Source organism: Microbacterium schleiferi (genome assembly GCF_015565955.1).
Classification (GTDB): domain Bacteria; phylum Actinomycetota; class Actinomycetes; order Actinomycetales; family Microbacteriaceae; genus Microbacterium; species Microbacterium schleiferi_A.
The window spans coordinates 1,825,575-1,844,488 of the sequence record NZ_CP064760.1 but is presented as its reverse complement, the minus strand read 5'-3'; the positions used below and the strand labels follow the sequence as shown (position 1 = coordinate 1,844,488).

Sequence of the window (18,914 nt, the reverse complement as noted above, 5' to 3'; positions counted from 1 at the left end):
CGTCCGATCACACTGTCGCGGCTGCGGCGCGTCCCGCCGCCCGGCCGGAGAACAGGCAGCCCCCCACGAACGTGCCTTCGAGTGCGCGATAGCCGTGCACGCCGCCGCCGCCGAATCCGCTGGCCTCGCCCGCCGCGAACAGCCCCTCGATCGGCTCGCCGCCGGGCTGCAGCGCCTGCCCGTTCAGGTCTGTCTCAATACCACCGAGCGATTTGCGTGTGAGCACGTGCAGCCTGACGGCGATCAGCGGGCCCGCGTCGGGGTCGGTGATGCGGTGCGGGGCGGCTGTGCGAACGAGCCGGTCGCCACGGTACGCGCGGGCCGAGCGCAGCATCGCCACTTGCGCGTCTTTCGTGAAGTCGTTGTCCATCTCGCGATCGCGTGCCTCGACTTCGAACCGGACGCGGTCGGCATCGAGCGCCGCGCCACCGGGCACGGCGCGCATGCCGTCGATGAGACTGTCCAGGTCGTCCCGGATGACGAAATCGGCACCGTGGTCGAGGAACGCCTGTACGGGGCCGGCGGCGCCCTTCCCGAGCCGCGAGCGCAGCAGCAGCCGGACGTCCTTGCCGGTGAGGTCGGGGTTCTGCTCGCTGCCTGAGAGGGTGAACTCCTTCTCGACGATCCGCTGCGAGAGCACGAACCACGAGTGGTCGTAGCCCGTAGCGCGAAGATGCGCGAGGGTTCCGAGCGTGTCGAACCCGGGAAAGAGCGGCACGGGAAGCCGCGCTCCCGTCGCGTCCAGCCAGATCGAGGACGGTCCAGGCAGGATCCGGATGCCGTGCTGCGGCCACACCGGATCCCAGTTCTGGATGCCCTCGACGTAGTGCCACATCCGGTCGCGGTTGATGAGATTGGCGCCGGCCGCTTCGGTGACCTCGAGCATGGAGCCGTCGACGTACGCGGGCACGCCGCTGACCATCTCGCTGGGGGCCTCACCGAGTCTCTTCGGCCACCATTCGCGCACGAGGTCGTGGTTGGCGCCGATTCCACCGGATGCCACAACCGTCGCGCCCGCCTCGATCGTGAACGCGCCGACGACGTCCCGGGACGTTGCGACCCCCCGCGCGGCACTGGAGGGCGCCAGGACATCGCCGGTAGCTCCGGTCACGGCGCCGTCTCGGGCGGTGAGCGAGGTCACCCGATGACGGGGGAGGACCGTGAGGGTCCCGGCACGCTCAGCATCCTCGACCGCCGCCTGGAAGGGGGCGACGAGACCTGGCCCGGTTCCCCACGTGATGTGGAATCGAGGAACGGAGTTGCCCGGTCCACCCGCGGTGTAGCCGCCACGTTCTGCCCACCCCACGACGGGGAAGAAGCCGACGCCCCGCTCGCGCAGCCAGCTGCGCTTCTCGCCCGCGGCGAACTCGAGGTAGGCCTCGGCCCACCGGCGCGGCCAGGCATCCTCGGCGCGATCGAAGCCCGCCGTGCCGAACCAGTCCTGCCGGGCCAGGTCGAGGCTGTCGCGAATCCCCATCCGCCGCTGTTCGGGGGAATCGACGAAGAACAGCCCGCCGAATGACCACCACGCCTGGCCGCCGAGGTTGGTGCGCGGCTCCTGATCGATGATCGTGACGCGCTTTCCCGCGGCGGTCGCCTCTGCCGCAGCGACCAGTCCCGCCAGCCCCAGCCGATCACGAGGACGTCGGTTCGGTGAACGGATGCTGCGGTCATGCGACTCCCTTGTCGTCGTGTGCGTCTGTGGTCGTGTGCGTCAGTTCTCGGAGGTCAGCGGGAGGTCTGCGCGAGTGCCCGCGGCCGGTCCGATCTCGGTTCTTTCGAACGTGTTCACCATCGCATGCGCTGCCCGACTCAGGTAGTCCCAGAGGGTTTCTTCGTGCAGCGGCGACAAGCCGACCTCGTCGAGCGCGGCGCGCATATGTGCGAGCCACCGGTCCCGCGCATCGGGATTGACATGGAACGGAGCGTGTCGCATGCGAAGGCGAGGATGACCGCGCTGCGCACTGTAGGTCGTCGGTCCACCCCAGTACTGCTCGAGGAACATCAGCAGACGCTCCTTCGCGGGTTCCAGGTCTTCTTCGGGATACATGGGGCGAAGAACGGGGTCGTCGGCCACACCGCGGTAGAAGCCGTCGACGATCCGCACAAAGGTCTCGTGTCCGCCGACCGCCTCGTAGAAAGACTGCTGCTCGGGGGTCTCCGGCAGACTCACTTCTCTGCCTCCTCGGATGCCTCGGTGTCGGCATCCGTCTTCTTGCCGGTTCGCTTCGCGCGCCATACGGGCCGATCCGGTGCGGCGGGGTGGGCGATCGGGGTCGGTTTGGTGCGGGGCGGGTTCGCGCCGCGCACGCGGCCGGCGGTCTCGAGGCCCGACAGCATGATCGAATTCATCTGCGGCAGCGTCAGCCCGAGGCCGTCGATGGCGCGCTTCAGACGCATACGAAGCTCACGGGCGACGTCATCCTTGGCCCCGGCGCGCGTCTTGATGACGATGCGGATGACGAGCGCGTCGCCCGAGACGGATTCGAGCCCCCACACCTCGGGTTCCTCGATGATGCGGCTGCGCCACTTCGGTTCCTGTGCGAGCGTGCGCGCGGCATCCAGCATCGCTTGTTCGACCTCGTCGACCTCAGCGTTCGCCGGCACCGCAAGGTCGATGATGGCGCGCGACCAGCCCTGAGACATGTTCCCGATGCGGGTGATCTCACCGTTGCGAACGAACCACAGCGTGCCGTTGACGTCGCGCACCTGCGTGATGCGCACGCTGACGTATTCGACGACACCCGTGGCAAGTCCGAGATCAGCGACGTCGCCGATGCCGATCTGGTCTTCGGCGACGATGAAGATTCCGTTGAGGACGTCCTTGATGATGTTCTGGGCGCCAAAGCCGAGGCCCGCGCCGATGGCTGCGCTCAGCAGCGTGAACGAGCCCATCACTTGCGGTCCCGCGAGGATGAGGATGATCAGCAGAATCGCGACGATCACGACAGTGACGTTGACGATGTTCTGGAGGATCGACCCGAGGGTGCGTGTGCGCTGGACGAGCCGCACGGATGCCAGCGGCGACCGCTCGAGCGCCTGCGTGTCGTCGACGCGGGCACGGGACTTGGCACCTTCGACGACACGACGAACGACGCGGCGAATGATCAGGCGCAGTACCCAGACGACGATCACGGCGCCCACGAGGACTGCGGCAACCTGAAGAAGGGTGCCGCCGATGTCCCCGAGCACCCGGAGAAAGCCATCCCACAGGGTGTCTGGGGCGGTGGCCGTATCGAATCTGTGCATCAGACGAATCCTAGAACCCGCGCCCCGAGCGATGCAGGATCACTCGGGGCGCGGGCTGTGGCGGTGCGGCTCAGTGCGCGTCGCGCTCCTGCACGGCCAGGGCACGCTCGACGCCCGCAAGGTTCTCTGCCACCAGGCGGCGCAGCGCCGACGGTGCATCCGTGTGGGATGTGAGCCACGTGCGTGTCGCGTCTCGGAGAGCCGCGTTCGCCAGCGGCGCGGGGTACAGACCGAGCACGAGGTATTCGGCGATCTTGTACGTGCGCGACTCCCACACCGGAAGAAGCATGGCGAAGTACTGGTCCACGAACTCGTCGAGCAGCAGCACACCGGCCGGGTGCGTGAATCCGAGACCGGCGGCGCGCACGAGAGTGTTCGGCAGGCGATCGGAGTCGACCAACGACGACCACGCGGCACTCTTGGCCTCGGGTGTGGGAAGCGCCGCCTTCGCCTGCGCCGCGAACTCGGCACCCTTGGCCGTGTTGTCGGCAGCGAGCGCTTCGTCGATCACGCCCTCGGCGATGACGCCTCCTGCCGCGAGCGAGACCAGAAGCTGCCACGACAGGTCGGTGTCGATCGTGAGCCCGTCCAGGCTGGTCTCCCCGGCCCGCAGGGCCCGGACGATCTCCCAGTGCTCGGCGGTTGCCGCGGCGCTGGCGAACGCCGTGACGAACTGCAGCTGGCTGTCGCTGCCCGCATCCGCAGCCTGCGCCAGCGCCCAGAGCCCCTTCGCGACCTTCTCTCGCGACGCGTCTCGCTTGGCGGGCGTCACGTAGGAGTTCGCAGCGAGCTGCAGCTGCGCGAGGGTTGTCCGTACGGTCGTGGACTCGGTCTCGGCGCCGATGTTGCCGAGGACCAGATCGATGTAGTCGGATGCCGAGGCCTCCGCGTCGCGCGTCTGATCCCAGGCTGCGCCCCAGACGAGCGAGCGGGCGAGCGGGTCCGAGATCTTCGAGAGGTGGTCGATAGCTGTCTGCAGCGAGCGCTCGTCGAGACGGATCTTCGCGTACGCGAGATCGTGGTCGTTGAGCAGCACCAGGTCGGGTCGGGCCAGGCCAACCAGCTCGGGCACATCGGTGAGATCGCCGTCGACGTCCAGTTCGGTGAAGTGGGTGCGGATCAGCGCACCGTTCTGCAGGTCGTAGAATCCAACGCCGAGCCGGTGCGGGCGGATCGTCGGGTAGTCGGCCGGGGCCGTCTGCACGATCTTGAAGGCCGAGATCGAGCCGTCTGCAGCCTCGACGATGGCGGGCGAGAGGGTGTTGACACCCGCGGTCTCGAGCCACTTCTTCGACCACTCGGTCAGCTCGCGGCCACTGGTTGTCTCAAGCTCGGTCAGCAGGTCGCGAAGTTCCGTGTTGCCGTACTCGTGCTTGCGGAAGTACGCTCCGACGCCGGCGAAGAACTCGTCGATACCCACCCACGCCGCCAACTGCTTGAGGACGGAACCGCCCTTCGCGTAGGTGATGCCGTCGAAGTTGACCTGCACGTCTTCCAGGTCGCGGATCTCGGCGACGACCGGGTGGGTCGAGGGGAGTTGATCCTGGCGGTAGGCCCAGGTCTTTTCCATCGCGTTGAAGGTGGTCCACGCCTCGGTCCACTCGGTGGCCTCGGCCGTGGCGATGGTCGAGGCCCATTCGGCGAACGACTCATTGAGCCAGAGGTCGTTCCACCACTTCATGGTGACCAGGTCGCCGAACCACATGTGTGCGAGCTCATGCAGGATCGTGACGACGCGACGTTCCTTGACGGCGTCGGTCACCTTGCTGCGGAACACGTACACCTCGGTGAAGGTGACCGCTCCGGCGTTCTCCATCGCACCGGCGTTGAACTCCGGGACGAACAGCTGGTCGTACTTGGCAAAGGGGTACGGGTAGTCGAACTTGTCTTCGTAGTACGCGAAGCCCTGGCGGGTCTTCTCGAAGATGTAGTCGGCATCCAGGTACTGCCACAGGCTCTTGCGGGCGAAGATCCCGAGGGGGATCACGCGGCCCGAGGCGCTGGTCAACTCCGAGAACGTCGACTCGTAGGGGCCGGCGATGAGCGCGGTGATGTAGGAGGACATGCGGGGCGTGGGCTCGAACTCCCACGTCGCGATGCCCTCGCCGCTGGGGACGGGCTCGGGGGTGGGGGAGTTGGAGATGACCTTCCACGCCGCCGGCGCGGTGACGGTGAACTGGAACGTCGCCTTCAGATCGGGCTGCTCGAACACCGCGAAGACGCGGCGAGAGTCGGGCACCTCGAACTGTGTGTAGAGGTAGACCTCGCCGTCGACGGGGTCGACGAAGCGGTGCAGTCCCTCGCCGGTGTTGGTGTACTCGCAGTCGGCGATGACGACGAGTTCGTTCTCGGGCGCCAACTCATCCAGGGCGATCCGGGAGTCGTTGAACGCGGATGCCGGGATGCTGCGCCCATTGAGAGTGATCGAGTGGACGCTCCGGGCGATCAGATCGATGAAGCTCGACGCACCCTCGGTGGCGGTGAATCGCACCGTGGAGGTGGACCGGAACACCTCCGGGCCGGTGGTCAGATCCAGCTCGACCTCGTAGGACTGCGTGTCAAGGACGCCGCGACGTTCCTGCGCTTCGATGCGGGTGAGGTTTTCTCCAGGCACTTTCGGATGCTCCCAAGTGTGTGAGGGGTTCAGGGATGCCGCGATACGGCCTCGCGCGTTGTGGGCGCGACAACCCCCAAGCCTACGCCGCGAGTTCTCGCGCGACGTGACTGCGGGCGTGGGCGATGGCTGTGGGCAGATCGGTGAACAGATGATTGTGATGACGGAGTGAGTCCAGCACGCCGACCCGCCGGAACAGCCCGTCGTGGAGCGGCTGCACGCCCTTGATCAAGACCGTGACACCCCGTCGCTCCAGGGCCTGGACGATGTCGGCCAGCATCCGTGCTCCCGTCGCATCGACCAGTTCGAGCTGCGACATCCGCAGCACGACGACGGACACGCCCGTCAGAGCCGCCACCTGCTCGAAGACGCGGTCGGCGGAGGCGAAGAAGAGCGGACCGTCAATGGCGATGATCGCGATTCGTTCGTCGCCGTCGATGGCGTCGCCGATGATCGGCTGGCGGCGCACGCCGGTCTGCCGGGAGAGGCTGCGCACGGCGATGATCCCCGCGAACAGAACGCCGATGATGACCGCCACGATGAGGTCGAACGACACCGTGACAACCGCGGTGACGATGAAGGCGATCGCATCGCCCCGGGTCGAGGTGAGGATCGCTCGAACCGTCGACGCGTGCACCATCCGTACCGCGGTCACCATGAGAACCCCCGCCAGCGCCGCGAGCGGGATAGCCCCGACCGGCTGCGAGATCACGAGGACCACGAGCAAGAGCACGAGTGCGTGGGTGATCGCCGCGAGACGGCTGCGTCCGCCGGAACGCACGTTCACGGCCGTGCGGGCAATGGCGCCGGTGGCGGGCATCCCGCCGAACATCGCGGAACCGATCGACGCGATGCCTTGGCCGACCAGCTCGCGGTCGGGGTCGTAGGCGCCGCTGTCGGCCAGGGAGGCTGCCACGCGGGCCGACAGGAGCGACTCGATCGCTGCAAGCGCGGCGACCGTGAGGGCGGGCAGGAGCAGCTGGCCGATCAGTGCCGGATCGAGCGGAGGGAAGGAGGGGGCGGGCAGGCTTGCCGGAAGCGCACCGATTGTCGCCAGCGGCGTCGAGATCGCCAGGGCAAGCGCGGTGACGACGGCGATACCGATCAACGATCCGGGAATGGCGCGGTGGATCCGAGGCGCGATCAGCATGATGGCGGCGACGACGGCCGCCGCTCCCAGCGCCCAGGGGGTGTACGACCAGTCTGCCGCCGCAACGGATTGCACCGCGGCGATGATCGCGTTGGAGGAGTGCTCGCCGGCGTGAGCGGTGTGCGCAGACGTCAGTAGCGGCACCTGTTGCAGAAAGATGATGACCGCGATCCCGAGGGTGAAGCCTTCGATGACCGGCCAGGGGATGAACGAGACGGCGCGCCCGAGCCGGAGCGCGCCGGCAGCCACCACGATGATGCCGGCGATCGCGGTCACGGCGACGACGGCACCGGCGCCGTGGGTCGCGACGATCGGCACGAGAACCACCACCATCGCCCCGGTCGGCCCCGAGACCTGCACGTTGGACCCGCCGAAGACTGCCGCGAGGATGCCGGCGACGATGGCGGTGACGATGCCCGCTTCCGCCGACAGTCCCGAGCTCACTCCGAATCCCAGGGCCAGCGGCAGGGCCACGATGCCTACCGTGATCCCTGCGATCAGGTCGCCACGCCAGGTGCGACCGAGCATCCGATAGTCGCGCCGGCCCGGCAGCAGGGCCCGCGTGGATGCCCATGCGCGGGCGCCGAATCTTCTCGCGGGGCTCATGTCGCGAGAGTTCCGAAGGGCGGAAGTGACCGTGCGTGCTGCAGGCGCGCCTCGTCGGACTCCAGGACGCCGATCAGCAGAGCGCGCGCTACCGCGAGGAGATCACCGACGCGGGGATCGGCGAGGCGGTAGAAGACGTGGCTGCCTCGTCGCTCCGATTCGACGAGACGATGGCGTCGAAGCACCGCGAGGTGCTGGGAGAGGTGAGAGGCCTCGAGCTCGGTCTCGGACTGCAGCGCAGCGACCGTGACCTCGGGGCTCGAGGAGAGCAGCTCGAGGATGCGGATGCGGAACGGGTGCGCGAGCCCCTTGAAAAGGTTGGCCTTGACCTCGTACAGGGGACGCTGCTCGTGGGTAAACGGCATGATGAATCAATCATATCGTCAGGCGTCGGAGGGGTGACAACGCCCCCACGACACCAACGCCCGGCGCGCGACCCGGTATAGCGTGGGGGAGTCTCAGACTGCACGTAACGAGTGAACGCATACGGAATCAGGGAGCGAACGATGGCGTCGACCGATAAGTCCCCGAGTGCGAAAGGGCCCGTCGGACGGGTGCTGCGGGAGGTTAACGCCCCCGAACTGGCCGCGGGAATCCACCCCGCTCTGATCCCCGGTATCGGCGTCGAGCAAACCGGGCGCCGCTTCTCGACCAACGTCACGGTCTTCGCTACCGCTGGGGTCTTCGTCGCGGCGGTGATCATCTGGGCGATCGTGTCGCCGGCAAGCCTGCAATTCGTGGGCAGCACAGCGCTCGGGTGGGTGACGACGAATTTCGGCTGGCTGTTCTCGTCGCTCGCCGTTCTCGTGCTGGGGTTCATGCTCGTCGTCGGCTACGGCCGCACCGGGGGAGTCCGGCTGGGCGCTGACGACGAGAAGCCCGAGTTCTCAACCGTCTCGTGGATCGCGATGCTGTTTTCCGCCGGAATGGGAATCGGACTGCTCTTTTACGGTCCCCTGGAACCGCTGTCGTTCTTCGTCGACCCGCCCCACGGATTCGCCGTGGAGCCCGGCACGACCGACGCGATGGAGACTGCCCTCGCGCAGACGCTCTTCCACTGGGGTCCGCTGGCGTGGGGTTTCTACGCTCTCGTTGGCGCGGCGATCGCCTACGGTGCCTATCGTCGTGGTCGCGCCCCGCTGATCTCGGGGATCTTCGAGCCGCTGTTCGGCCGCCGCGTTGACGGCTGGGCGGGCGGCGTGATCGACATCTTCGCGATCATCGTCACGCTCTTCGGAACAGCGGTCTCACTCGGTATCGGCATCCTGCAGATCGGTCGCGGCATCGAGGTCGTCAGCGGCATCGACGATGTCGGGCAGGGCGTCCTGATGATCTTGTTCGCCGTACTGACGGGACTGTTCGTTCTCTCTGCGGTATCCGGTGTGAAGCGCGGGATCCGGGCACTGTCGAACATCAACATGGCGCTGGCTGGTGGGCTCGCGCTCTTCGTGTTCGTCGTGGGGCCGACGCTGCTCATCGTGACGCTGCTCCCGTCGGGCCTCGTGACGTTCTTCAGCGACCTGGGCATCATGATGTCGCGCAACTCCTTCGAGGGGGAGGGCGCCGCATCCTTCATGGCGTCGTGGACGACCTACTACTGGGCGTGGTGGATCTCGTGGTCGCCGTTCGTCGGGATCTTCATCGCAAAGATCTCGCGAGGAAGGACGCTTCGCGAGTTCGTCACTGTTGTCATCCTCATTCCCTCCGCCGTGTGTTTCGTCTGGTTCACAACCCTCGGTGGAACCGCGATGTGGATGGAGCAGGAGGGGGTCGGACTGAGCGAACTGGCGCAGCCCGAGGATGTGCTCTTCGGGGTCCTCGGTGAACTGCCGCTCGGGGCTCTGACCTCGGTGGTCGCGATCATCTCGATCGTCGTCTATTTCGTCACGTCGGCTGACTCCGCCTCAATCGTGATGGGCTCGATGAGTCAGCGAGGCAAGCCGGAACCCTCGACCTGGGTCACGATCACGTGGGGTGTGCTTCTCGGCGGGGTAGCTGCCGCCCTCCTGCTGGTCGGTGGCGCGTCGGCGCTGCAGGGACTGCAATCCATCATGATCGTCACCGCCCTGCCCTTCGCGCTCGTGATCATCGGAATCATGGTCGCCTGGGCGAAAGAACTGCGCACCGACCCATACGTGTTGCGACGCAAGTTCGCGCGGGCGGCGATCGCTCAGGGCGTTCGCCAAGGCATCGCCGAGCACGGCGATGACTTCGTCTTCGACTCGGCATCCGTGGACGCGGGCGAAGGCGCCGGTGCCTGGCTCGACTCGACGGACCCTCAACTCACCGAGTGGTACACGACGGCGACGCAAGAGATCCAGGTCGTGGATGCCGACGATGTCGCCCGCACCCTCGAACCAGGGCACATTCAGCCGAAGGGTCCCGCGCGCCCCGATCACGAGGCATCCGGAGACGCCTCGTTGGTCGTCGGGGAGAAGCGGGCTAACCGCACCGAAGGGGGCGAGGACACGACAGAACGGTAGGCTGACGCACTTCTAGGATGGAGCCCATGCGCATCCACATCGCCACCGATCACGCCGGCATGGAGTTTTCCACGCAGCTACAGCACCACCTCGCCGAGCAAGGCCACGACGTGGTCGATCACGGTCCGATCGAGTACGACCCCGTCGACGACTACCCCTCGTTCTGCATCCGTGCCGCCCTCGGCGTCGTCGCCGATCAGTCAGCGGGCGTCGAAGCCCTCGGGATCGTCTTCGGCGGCTCGGGCAACGGTGAGCAGATCGCTGCCAACAAGGTGCGCGGCATCCGCGCAGCCCTGGTGTGGAGCATCGCGACCGCAGAGCTTGCCCGCGAGCACAATGACGCGAACGTCATAGCAATCGGCGCCCGCCAGCACACGTTCAGCGAGGTCGTCACCTTCATCGACCGGTTCATCGAGACACCGTTCTCGAATGAGGAACGTCACGTGCGCCGCATCGGGCAGATCGCGGCGTACGAAGCCGACGGGTCGCTGCTGCCGGATCCGCGAGATGTCGCGAGTGGCGCGTCGACGGACTCCTTCGACCCGGAAGCGGGTTAATGCCCGAGGGTCATTCCGTCCACCGGATCGCGCGGCAGTTCGCCAAGAACTTCGTCGGCAGGCCCGTGGGCGCGTCGAGCCCGCAGGGTCGGTTCGCGGAGGGCGCCGCGATGTTGTCGAGCCGGGAGATGCTGGAAGCCCGCGCCGTCGGTAAGCAGATGTTCCTGCGCTTCGACGGTGACGTGTGGCTGCGTGTGCATCTCGGGATGTACGGCGCATGGGACTTTGCGGGGGTGATCGACGCCGACGCCACGATCGCTGCGGCGAACGGGCGAATGGGGCAGACCAACCAACGCGGCACGGTTCTGGACGAGCCGATCCTGGATGCCGCGGGCGAGAACTCGCTCACCTCGATCGGCGCACCGCGACGCGCGCGGGTGCACGTGCGGATGTCGGAGCAGACGACCGGTCTCCCGGATGAGGACGAGCAGTGGCCCCCGCCGGTAGTCGGCCAGGTCCGGCTGCGATTGCTCACCGAGGAGACCTGCGCTGACCTGCGGGGACCGACAGCCTGTGAACTACAGAGCCCGGACGAGGTCGTCGCTTCGATCGCGAAGCTCGGGCCGGACCCCCTCGTCGATGATCTCGCCGAGGGCGAGGAGCGCTTCGTGGCGACAGTGCGGCGCAAGCCCACCCCGATCGGCCTGCTTCTTATGGACCAAGCCGTCGTCAGCGGGATCGGCAACGTGTACCGCGCGGAACTCCTGTTCCGCGCTCGCCTGAATCCCCACACACCGGGTCGCGACGTGCCAGAGGAGACCGTCAGATCGCTCTGGCATGACTGGACCCGACTGCTGGAGATCGGCGTCCAGACCGGTCAGATGATGACGATGGACGACCTCGACCCGGATGCCTATCGCCGCGCCATGGCCCATCGCGATGATCGGCATTGGGTCTACCACCGGGCCGGTCTGCCGTGCCGAGTGTGCGGCACCGCGATCGTCGTCGAGGAGGCCGCGTCGCGGAAGCTGTACTGGTGCCCGAACTGTCAGGCGTGAGGCTCGATCCTGCCGCCGTAGGCTGAATGCATGCGCCAGAATCCGAGCTTCGCCATGACCGATGTCGGCGAGGTGCGTCGGATCATCGAGCAGAACCCGTGGGCGACCCTGGTCAGTTCGACCGACGACGGACTCGTCGCCTCGCACTACGCTGTGCTGCTGGATGACACCCGCGACGACCTCACCGTTGTCGGACATGTCGGCAAACCCGACGACCTGATCCATGGCCTCGGCGATCGTGAGCTGCTCATCGTCTTTCAGGGTCCGCACGGCTACGTTTCGCCCGGCTGGTACGGAGATCGGCCGAGCGTCCCGACGTGGAATTTCGTGGCCGTCCATCTTCGAGGCGTCCCGGAGCTGCTGCCGTCGGAGGAGAACCTCCGCGTACTGGATCGCTTGGTCGCGCGATTCGAATCCCCGATGCCCGAGCCTCGGATGCTGTGGGAGCGACCCAACGACCCGGAGTTCGTCGACCGCCTCGAGCGCGGCACCGCCGGCTTTCGCCTGACACCGACGTCGGTGACCGCGAAACGCAAGCTCAGCCAGAACCGTCCGACCGAGCTCGTCGATCACATCATCCGGGAACTCGAGGATGAGGGTCCGCACCACAACCCGACGCTGGCCGCAGAAATGCGCCGGGCGAACGACGCGCGCGCATGAGTGCCGTCGGTGCCACCGTGTCGACGATCGTCGGCGCGCAGATCACGGGGCCGGGTAGCGAGCTCCTGCCGGTCGACGGTGCATACGACGTGTTCATCGAACGCGGCCGCATCCTCGATCTGGCCCCCACGGGGGCGGTTCGCCCGACCGGCGAGGTGTTGGCGGCCGACGGTGCGTGGCTGATTCCGGGCCTGTGGGACCACCACGTGCACACCATGTCCGCTGCGCTCACCCGGCAGCGCCAACCCCTTGGCGCTGCCGAATCAGCGCGCCACGCCGCCCAGCTCATGTCGACGGCTCCACTGCTCGGCCGGGGCATCCGTGTCGGTGCCGGCTTTCGGGATGCGTTCTGGCCGGACGAGCCGTCACTGGACATGCTCGATGCGACGACCGGGGACGTTCCGACGTATCTGATCAACGCGGACCTGCACAGCGTGTGGCTGAACTCCGCCGCCTTCGCGCGGGAAGAGATCACACCTCCTGATGGGTCGGGGATGCTCCGGGAAGAGCCTGCCTTCGAGATCTCTCGTCGCCTGGCCGCTGCAACGCCCGACATCGCTGACGCGGCGGTCGCCGACCTCGCCCGGCATGCCGCCTCGCGCGGGGTCGTCGGCATCGTCGATCTCGATATGGCGTGGAATGCGGAGGCGTGGTCCCGGCGTCTCGCGGCCGGCATCGACAGCCTGCGCGTGGAGTTCGGAACCTATGCGTCCCAGCTCGGGCGACTCATCGAGACGGGGTGGCGCAGCGGCGACCGGTTGAGCGAGCTCGTCACGGTCGGACCGCTCAAGGTCATCACCGACGGCTCGCTGGGAACCCGAACCGCCGCGTGCTCACATCCGTACCCGGGAGACCCGCATAACCACGGCGTCCTGACCATCCCGCCCACGGAGCTGGTCGCCCTCATGACGGATGCCACGGCCCACGGCATCTCCTGCGCGATCCACGCCATCGGCGATCTCGCGAACACCCACGCGCTCGATGCCTTCGCTGCCACGGGGGCGACCGGAACCATCGAGCACGCGCAGCTGGTCGCGGCAGTCGACATCCCGCGGTTCGCCCGGCTCGGCGTTGGCGCGAGTGTGCAGCCCGAGCATGCGCTCGATGACCGCGATCTCTCCGACACGATCTGGTCCGCGCAGATCGCGCGGCCCTATCCCTTCCGCGATCTGGTGGGCGCGGGCGCGAATCTGCTGTTCGGATCCGACGCGCCGGTGGCTCCACTTGACCCGTGGGCAGCAATGGCGTCCGCGATTTATCGCACCCGCGACGGGCGCTCGCCGTGGCAGGTCGAGCAGGCCATCGACGCGTCCACGGCGCTGGCAGCGTCGACGCACGGCGGATCCGCGGCTCCCGCACGCATCGAGCCGGGAGCTGTCGCAGACCTCGTGCTGTGCGCCGAGAATCCGATGACGGCATCCGAGGTCGGCCTTCGCGCCATGACCGTTCGCGCGACCCTGCTCGGCGGACGCGTGACCCATCTCGCCTAGCCCGGCAGCGTGCCGCTGTCCTACTGTCGAGGCATGATCTCCGACGATGCATCCGTTCTTTCGGTCGGAGGCTCGAGCCCCGACATCGACCAGACCGCCTTCCTCGCAGCGGGTGCCCGCGTGATCGGGGATGTCCGGCTCGGACCGGATTCCAGCGTCTGGTACAACGCCGTGCTGCGCGGTGACGGCGATTCGATCACGGTCGGAGCAGGCTCGAATCTGCAAGACAACGTGTCGGTGCACGTGGATGCCGGCAGCCCGGTCGTGATCGGCGAGAACGTTTCGGTGGGACACAACGCCGTCGTCCACGGGTGCACCGTCGAGGACGGATGCCTGATCGGGATGGGATCGGTCATTCTGTCGGGGGCGGTCATCGGCGCCGGATCGCTCGTGGCCGGGGGAGCCCTCGTCCTCGGCGGAACGATCGTGCCGCCCGGATCGATGGTCGCCGGCGTCCCCGCGAAGGTGCGTCGGGAACTCACCGAGGACGAGAAGCTCGGCATCCTGCGCAACGCCGACGCCTACCGCGAGCACACCGCCGCGCACCGTGCGGCCAGCCCGGCAGGGGAGTAGCGGCGCGGCGCAGAGCCTCGGTCGCAGCGGGACCACCCGCTGGCGGGTCGGTTCCTACGGCACCCACGCGAAAGCCCCGCTGCACCGCCGGTAGCGGCACATCGGGCCATTGGAGGGGGCGACGGGAATCGCCCCCGCACAACCAGTTTGGAAGACTGAACCGGCTGTCCACTGGCGTCCACTGGAGTCACGACCAGCCCGTCTTTCCGGGCGTTGTTTCTACTGGTGTCCGCTGGGTTCGACTGGCGTTTGTGACATCGCGGTGCCAACTCGTGACATCGCGCGCGCGTGAACCGAGTCCCGCGGTGCGACTACTTGTTCGGTCTCTTCCAGGCGGCCAGCGACTCTGACACACTCTTGCGCATGGGATTCCTAGAGTCGACGGGGAGGAGCTTCCCGCAGCACGACGTGATCATCGTTCACAACGAAGGTTCGCCCGAAGAGGTGCGTGCACCCTCGCGTGGCATCATTCAGTCCAAGTCGGGTCAGTTCAACGTTGATACGCCGATCTACGAGGGTGACTGGGTCGAACTACCGGACCCGCGCGGTGGGACTCGTCGGCTTTACGTACGCGAGGTCCACGTCAATGACGTTGGTGAGCATGCCCCTGCCTTCCGTGATATGGGTCACATCAGTGTGAAGTGGGGAGAACCGTCGACCGCACACGCGCCAGCCGAGCGCCTTGTCGTGAACGTATCGGGGAGCCACAATCAGATCGCGTGGAACAACCGCGATGTGACTCAGCAGCGAGGCGATTGGCCGAGTGATGAGCGAGCCGTGCTCGCGAAGCTCCTTGAGGAACTTCGCGATCTCGAGATCAGCCCCGCCGATCGAGACATCCTGTCAGAGGAAGCCAGCGCAGCGATCCAATCAATCGACAACGGCGAGGACACGGCTCGCCGGCGGCGGAGCATCGCGACGATTCGCGGCGTTCTTGGTGACATCGCATCGGGTACCGCCCAAGGCGTCGGTCAGGCGGCAGTCGGGTGGGCCCAGGTCGCGCTAGGCCGTGTTGATCAAGAGGTTTCGTTCCTCGGTGGGCAAGTCTTGAACGGTGACGCGACAGGAGATCTCTGACGAGGTGTGGGCCGTGATGGAGCCGTTGATGCCGACGGCGACCGGGAGGTCGCGGCCGTGGACAGATCACCGACTCACTGTTGAGGGGATGGCGTGGAAGTACCGGACCGGGGCGCCGTGGCGGGACGTGCCGGATCGGTTCGGGAAGTGGAACTCGATCTACAAGCGGTTCAACCGGTGGGCCGAGGACGGCACCTGGGAGCGACTGCTCGCCGAGGTGCAGAAGCAGGCTGACGCTGCCGGGAAGATCGACTGGGTCGTCTCGATCGACTCCACGATCGCGCGTGTGCATCAGCACGGCGCGACCCTCGCCCGGGACACAGGGGGCTCTGCCGAATCACAAGAATCCGTGGTTCGAGCCGCCTGATCACGGGATCGGCCGCTCCCGGGGCGGGCTCACGACCAAGCTGCACCTGGTCTGCGACGGTCGCGGCCGGCCGCTGGGGATGATGATCACCGGCGGGAACATCAACGACACCACGATGATGACCGCCGTGCTCGAGGACATCCGCGTGCCCCGCGACGGGAAGGGCCGGCCCCGCACCCGCCCCGACCGGGTACTCGCCGATAAGGGCTACCCATCGAAGGCGAACCGGGCATGGCTGCGCGACCGCGGTATCGCCGCGACCATCCCGGAGCGTGACGATCAGATCGCGCACCGCCGCAAGAAGCCGGGCCGGCCGATCGACTTCGGCGACCAGCAGCAGGAGCGATACAAGGGCCGCAACGTCGTCGAACGCTGCTTCAACAGGCTCAAGCAGTGGCGTGGCATCGCGATGCGCTCCGACAAGCTCGTCCGCACCTACCGCGCCGCCGTCAGCCTCGCCGCCACGCTGATCTGGATCAAATCAGACTTGATCAACACGGCCTAGGTCGAACGTGTCGCTCATTCCGCAGCTGCTTCCGCGTGGGCGATCGCGTCGCGCAACTGTTCCAGCGTCGGGGATCCGGCAAGACCGTTCGGGGTCAGGTAGACCCGGCAGGACAAGCCCGGCGGCGCATCTGGTGCCGGGAACAAGGCCGCCCCTTCGAGGAGAAGCGTGGGGGAGCCACGGAAGTCCAGCGCTTCCGCGTCCGCCTGCGTGGCTACGCGCTGACGTTTCACCGTGAGCTCAGAACGCTCCGCGGCGATCATTGCCACGCGTTCCGCGGCGGTCTCCCAGTTCGGACAGCCGTCGAAGTACTGCACCGTGATTTCCATGCACCGACCCTAAACGTTGTAGTCAGATGCAAGGTCAAGTGGTGTGATGGAGACATGCGCATCGGAGACCTCGCCGAAATGTCCGGCGTCAGCACACAGACCATCCGGTTTTACGAACGCGAAGGTCTGCTGCCGGCCCCCCACCGAGAGAGCAACGGATACCGGTCGTACGAAGACCGTACGGTCGCACGAATAGGGTTCATCCGTGCTGCGCAGGCCGCCGGCCTCAAGCTGACCGATATCGCAGGAGTTCTCGAGCTGCGAGAGGCTGGACAAGCTCCCTGCTCACATGTGGAATTCCTGCTGGCCGAGAAGCTCTCCGAGGTCCGTGCGCGGCAGGAAGAGCTTGCCCGACTCGAAGCGGAACTTGTCGGCATGATTGCGGCAAGCCGGATGCTTGACCCGGCGGAATGCTCCGCAGGCAGCGTCTGCAACCTGATCCCGCAGTAACTGCCTGCGCCATACGACGCTCTCCACGTCGAGGCCATAGACCTGGCGCCGCCTCAGCTGGCGTCTTCCCGGAGCGAGCAGCCCATAGAGTCGCGAAGCATGCTCGCCGGTAGCATCTGGCTTGTGCAGAATGCCGATATCGATTCGAAGCCAGCGGTCGCACCATGGTGCTCATGCTGCGGCCGAAGCTATCAGCGTTCGAAACTTCACGCACTGGGGGACTCGGGGGCCCTCATCTGTCGGCGCTGCGGTCTATACGTCGCGCTCCGACTTAGACACGATCCCGTCCCGCGAGCGGACAAGTAGCCCACCGCTAAGCCGGATTGTCGTGACAACCATTGCATCTCACTGTAGGCGGCGGCCCAGCGGTGCGTCTGCAGTTGATGTGCCTCAGGCGACCAGTCTCGTCGGAGACGGCTGGTAGAGGCTCCCGTCCCGGAGCATCGCGTAGAGGACGTCGCATCGTCGGCGGGCGAGAGCGAGCAGCGCTTGGTTGTGGCGTTTGCCCTGGCTGATCTTGCGGTCGTAGTAGGCGCGGGATTCGGGGTCGCGTAGCGCGGCAAAGGCGGAGAGAAACATCGCGTTCTTGAGGATCTTGTTCCCGCGGCGCGATGAGTACTCACCCCGGATCGAGGACCCCGATCTTCGAGTAACGGGTGCCAAGCCGGCGTAGGCGGCGAGGTGTCCGGCGGTGGGGAAGTGTTTGCCGGCGACTTCGGTGAGGACTCTGGCTGCGGTCCTGACGCCGACTCCGGGCATGCTCGTCAGCACGGGCTGAAAAGGGTGCGCATCAACCATCTTCTCGACCTCCGCCGCGACATCGTCACGTTGCTTCCGCAACGTCGCGAGCTGCGCGGCCAGTCGCGGGACCACCATGGCTGCCGCGTTCGTGCCGGTGACCACGACCGTCTGCTCGCCGAGTGCGGCAATGATCTCGTGCGCCCAGTCGCGACCTTTGCGCGGTGCGTGTTTCAGCATTCGCGTAGCGACCCGTTTCTCGCCGGCGGCGCGCATCGCGGCCGGTGAGGGGTATCGCTGCAGGAGGTCGAGGATCGCGGGGTGATCGAGCCGTGGCCCGATGGCGCGTTCCAGTGCGGGATGGATCTGGGTGAGCAGCCCACGGACGCGGTTGCCGACTTGGGTGATCTGGGCGGCGAGGTCGTCGTCGAAGCCGCAGAGCATCGATAGTTCCGCGACCTGCTCGTCGGTGACCTGGATCGACCGCAGGGTGTGCGGCATCGTCCGCGCGGTCTCCGCGATGATCGCCGCGTCCCTCGCGTCGGTCTTCGCTTCGCCTGGGTGAAGGTCTGCGATGCGTCGCATCGCCAGTCCCGGCAGATATCCAACCAGCGCGCCTGCGGCTTGCGCGACCGCGACCGGCAACGCGCCGATCGTTGCCGGCTGATCGACGATCAAAAGCACCACGCCGTGCCCCTGCAGGTCGGCGAGCACCGCTCTGAGTCGGCGTTCGTCGTTGGGCAGGGGTCGGTCGTATAGCTTCTTCCCGGCCCGGTCCAGAGCGACCGCGTGGTGCTCGCCCTTGCCGACGTCGAGGCCGACGAACACGTCGACCTGGTCGTAGTTCTCGATCTGGGTGACCACAGCTCCTCCGTTCGCCCGGGTTGACAGCTGCGACGGTGCGTCTCGGCATCCACGTTACGAACGACCTCGAGCGTGCTCGGGCCTGGCCCCTATCAGCGATCACCCACCGCCAACCAGGCTCGGTGACAACACCCCCCGGATCATGCGTACGACAGGGGGGACCAATCATGCCGAGCCCGGCAGGCTGCCACCGCCCAGCATGCT

The 18,914-nt window shown here is 66.9% G+C and carries 16 protein-coding genes and 1 pseudogene; 9 read left to right on the top strand and 8 right to left on the bottom strand.

The window, feature by feature from the left end:
• Window positions 1-7: 7 nt before the first annotated feature.
• From IT882_RS08795 to IT882_RS08770, 6 genes and pseudogenes are all read right to left on the bottom strand, one after another.
• Window positions 8-1,674 (bottom strand): annotated as a pseudogene (locus IT882_RS08795) (FAD-binding dehydrogenase).
• Window positions 1,675-1,714: 40 nt separating this feature from the next.
• The gene (locus IT882_RS08790) at window positions 1,715-2,173 is read right to left on the bottom strand and encodes a globin (protein ID WP_229382012.1); all 459 of its coding nucleotides are present in this window, start codon (window positions 2,171-2,173) and stop codon (window positions 1,715-1,717) included.
• Complete coding sequence (locus tag IT882_RS08785; RefSeq protein WP_195691577.1) at window positions 2,170-3,249, bottom strand: mechanosensitive ion channel family protein; 1,080 nt, start codon at window positions 3,247-3,249, stop codon at window positions 2,170-2,172. Before IT882_RS08785 ends, IT882_RS08790 begins: the two co-directional genes overlap by 4 nt.
• A 70-nt stretch (window positions 3,250-3,319) precedes the next feature.
• Window positions 3,320-5,863 (bottom strand): aminopeptidase N, encoded by a 2,544-nt coding sequence (pepN, locus tag IT882_RS08780; protein WP_195691576.1) that lies wholly within the window; start codon window positions 5,861-5,863, stop codon window positions 3,320-3,322.
• An 82-nt stretch (window positions 5,864-5,945) separates the two neighbouring features.
• Window positions 5,946-7,619, bottom strand: a complete 1,674-nt coding sequence (locus IT882_RS08775) for a SulP family inorganic anion transporter (protein ID WP_195691575.1) — start codon at window positions 7,617-7,619, stop codon at window positions 5,946-5,948.
• Window positions 7,616-7,984 (bottom strand): ArsR/SmtB family transcription factor, encoded by a 369-nt coding sequence (locus IT882_RS08770; RefSeq protein ID WP_195691574.1) that lies wholly within the window; start codon window positions 7,982-7,984, stop codon window positions 7,616-7,618. The genes IT882_RS08775 and IT882_RS08770 overlap by 4 nt, the downstream gene beginning before the upstream one ends.
• 141 nt (window positions 7,985-8,125) lie before the next feature.
• On the opposite strand from IT882_RS08770, the gene IT882_RS08765 reads away from it, so the two are divergent.
• The 8 genes from IT882_RS08765 (at window position 8,126) to IT882_RS08730 (ending at window position 16,329) form a co-directional block, all read left to right on the top strand.
• The gene (locus IT882_RS08765; RefSeq protein ID WP_195691573.1) at window positions 8,126-10,102 is read left to right on the top strand and encodes a BCCT family transporter; all 1,977 of its coding nucleotides are present in this window, start codon (window positions 8,126-8,128) and stop codon (window positions 10,100-10,102) included.
• 26 nt (window positions 10,103-10,128) lie between these two features.
• On the top strand, window positions 10,129-10,659 hold the full coding sequence (locus IT882_RS08760) for a ribose-5-phosphate isomerase (RefSeq protein WP_195691572.1): 531 nt from the start codon (window positions 10,129-10,131) through the stop codon (window positions 10,657-10,659).
• On the top strand, window positions 10,659-11,657 hold the full coding sequence (locus IT882_RS08755; protein WP_195691571.1) for an Fpg/Nei family DNA glycosylase: 999 nt from the start codon (window positions 10,659-10,661) through the stop codon (window positions 11,655-11,657). The genes IT882_RS08760 and IT882_RS08755 overlap by 1 nt, the downstream gene beginning before the upstream one ends.
• Window positions 11,658-11,687: 30 nt before the next feature.
• A complete protein-coding gene (locus tag IT882_RS08750; protein WP_195691570.1) occupies window positions 11,688-12,317 on the top strand; it encodes an FMN-binding negative transcriptional regulator in 630 nt (209 codons plus the stop codon).
• Window positions 12,314-13,807: an amidohydrolase gene (locus IT882_RS08745; protein WP_195691569.1), complete on the top strand. Its 1,494-nt coding sequence runs from the start codon at window positions 12,314-12,316 to the stop codon at window positions 13,805-13,807. Before IT882_RS08750 ends, IT882_RS08745 begins: the two co-directional genes overlap by 4 nt.
• Before the next feature lie 33 nt (window positions 13,808-13,840).
• Window positions 13,841-14,380: a gamma carbonic anhydrase family protein gene (locus tag IT882_RS08740; protein WP_195691568.1), complete on the top strand. Its 540-nt coding sequence runs from the start codon at window positions 13,841-13,843 to the stop codon at window positions 14,378-14,380.
• Window positions 14,381-14,743: 363 nt separating this feature from the next.
• A complete protein-coding gene (locus tag IT882_RS08735; RefSeq protein WP_195691567.1) occupies window positions 14,744-15,457 on the top strand; it encodes a hypothetical protein in 714 nt (237 codons plus the stop codon).
• Between the two features lie 16 nt (window positions 15,458-15,473).
• Window positions 15,474-16,329, top strand: a protein-coding gene (locus tag IT882_RS08730; RefSeq protein ID WP_418887790.1) for an IS5 family transposase whose coding sequence is annotated in 2 segments (ribosomal slippage) — window positions 15,474-15,791 and window positions 15,793-16,329 — 855 coding nt in all. Because the reading frame shifts where the segments join, the coding sequence is not laid out codon by codon here.
• Window positions 16,330-16,343: 14 nt separating this feature from the next.
• Here IT882_RS08730 and IT882_RS08725 read toward each other — a convergent pair.
• Complete coding sequence (locus IT882_RS08725; RefSeq protein ID WP_195691566.1) at window positions 16,344-16,658, bottom strand: thioredoxin family protein; 315 nt, start codon at window positions 16,656-16,658, stop codon at window positions 16,344-16,346.
• A gap of 54 nt (window positions 16,659-16,712) precedes the next feature.
• Between IT882_RS08725 and IT882_RS08720 the strand changes: the two genes are divergently transcribed.
• Entirely contained in the window at window positions 16,713-17,108 is a 396-nt protein-coding gene (locus IT882_RS08720) for a heavy metal-responsive transcriptional regulator (protein ID WP_071044126.1), read from the top strand.
• A 390-nt stretch (window positions 17,109-17,498) separates the two neighbouring features.
• Here IT882_RS08720 and IT882_RS08715 read toward each other — a convergent pair whose 3' ends face one another.
• Window positions 17,499-18,698 carry an IS110 family transposase gene (locus IT882_RS08715; protein ID WP_143003683.1) on the bottom strand — a complete coding sequence of 400 codons (1,200 nt, stop codon included), beginning with the start codon at window positions 18,696-18,698 and terminating at the stop codon, window positions 17,499-17,501.
• Between the last annotated feature and the right edge of the window lie 216 nt (window positions 18,699-18,914).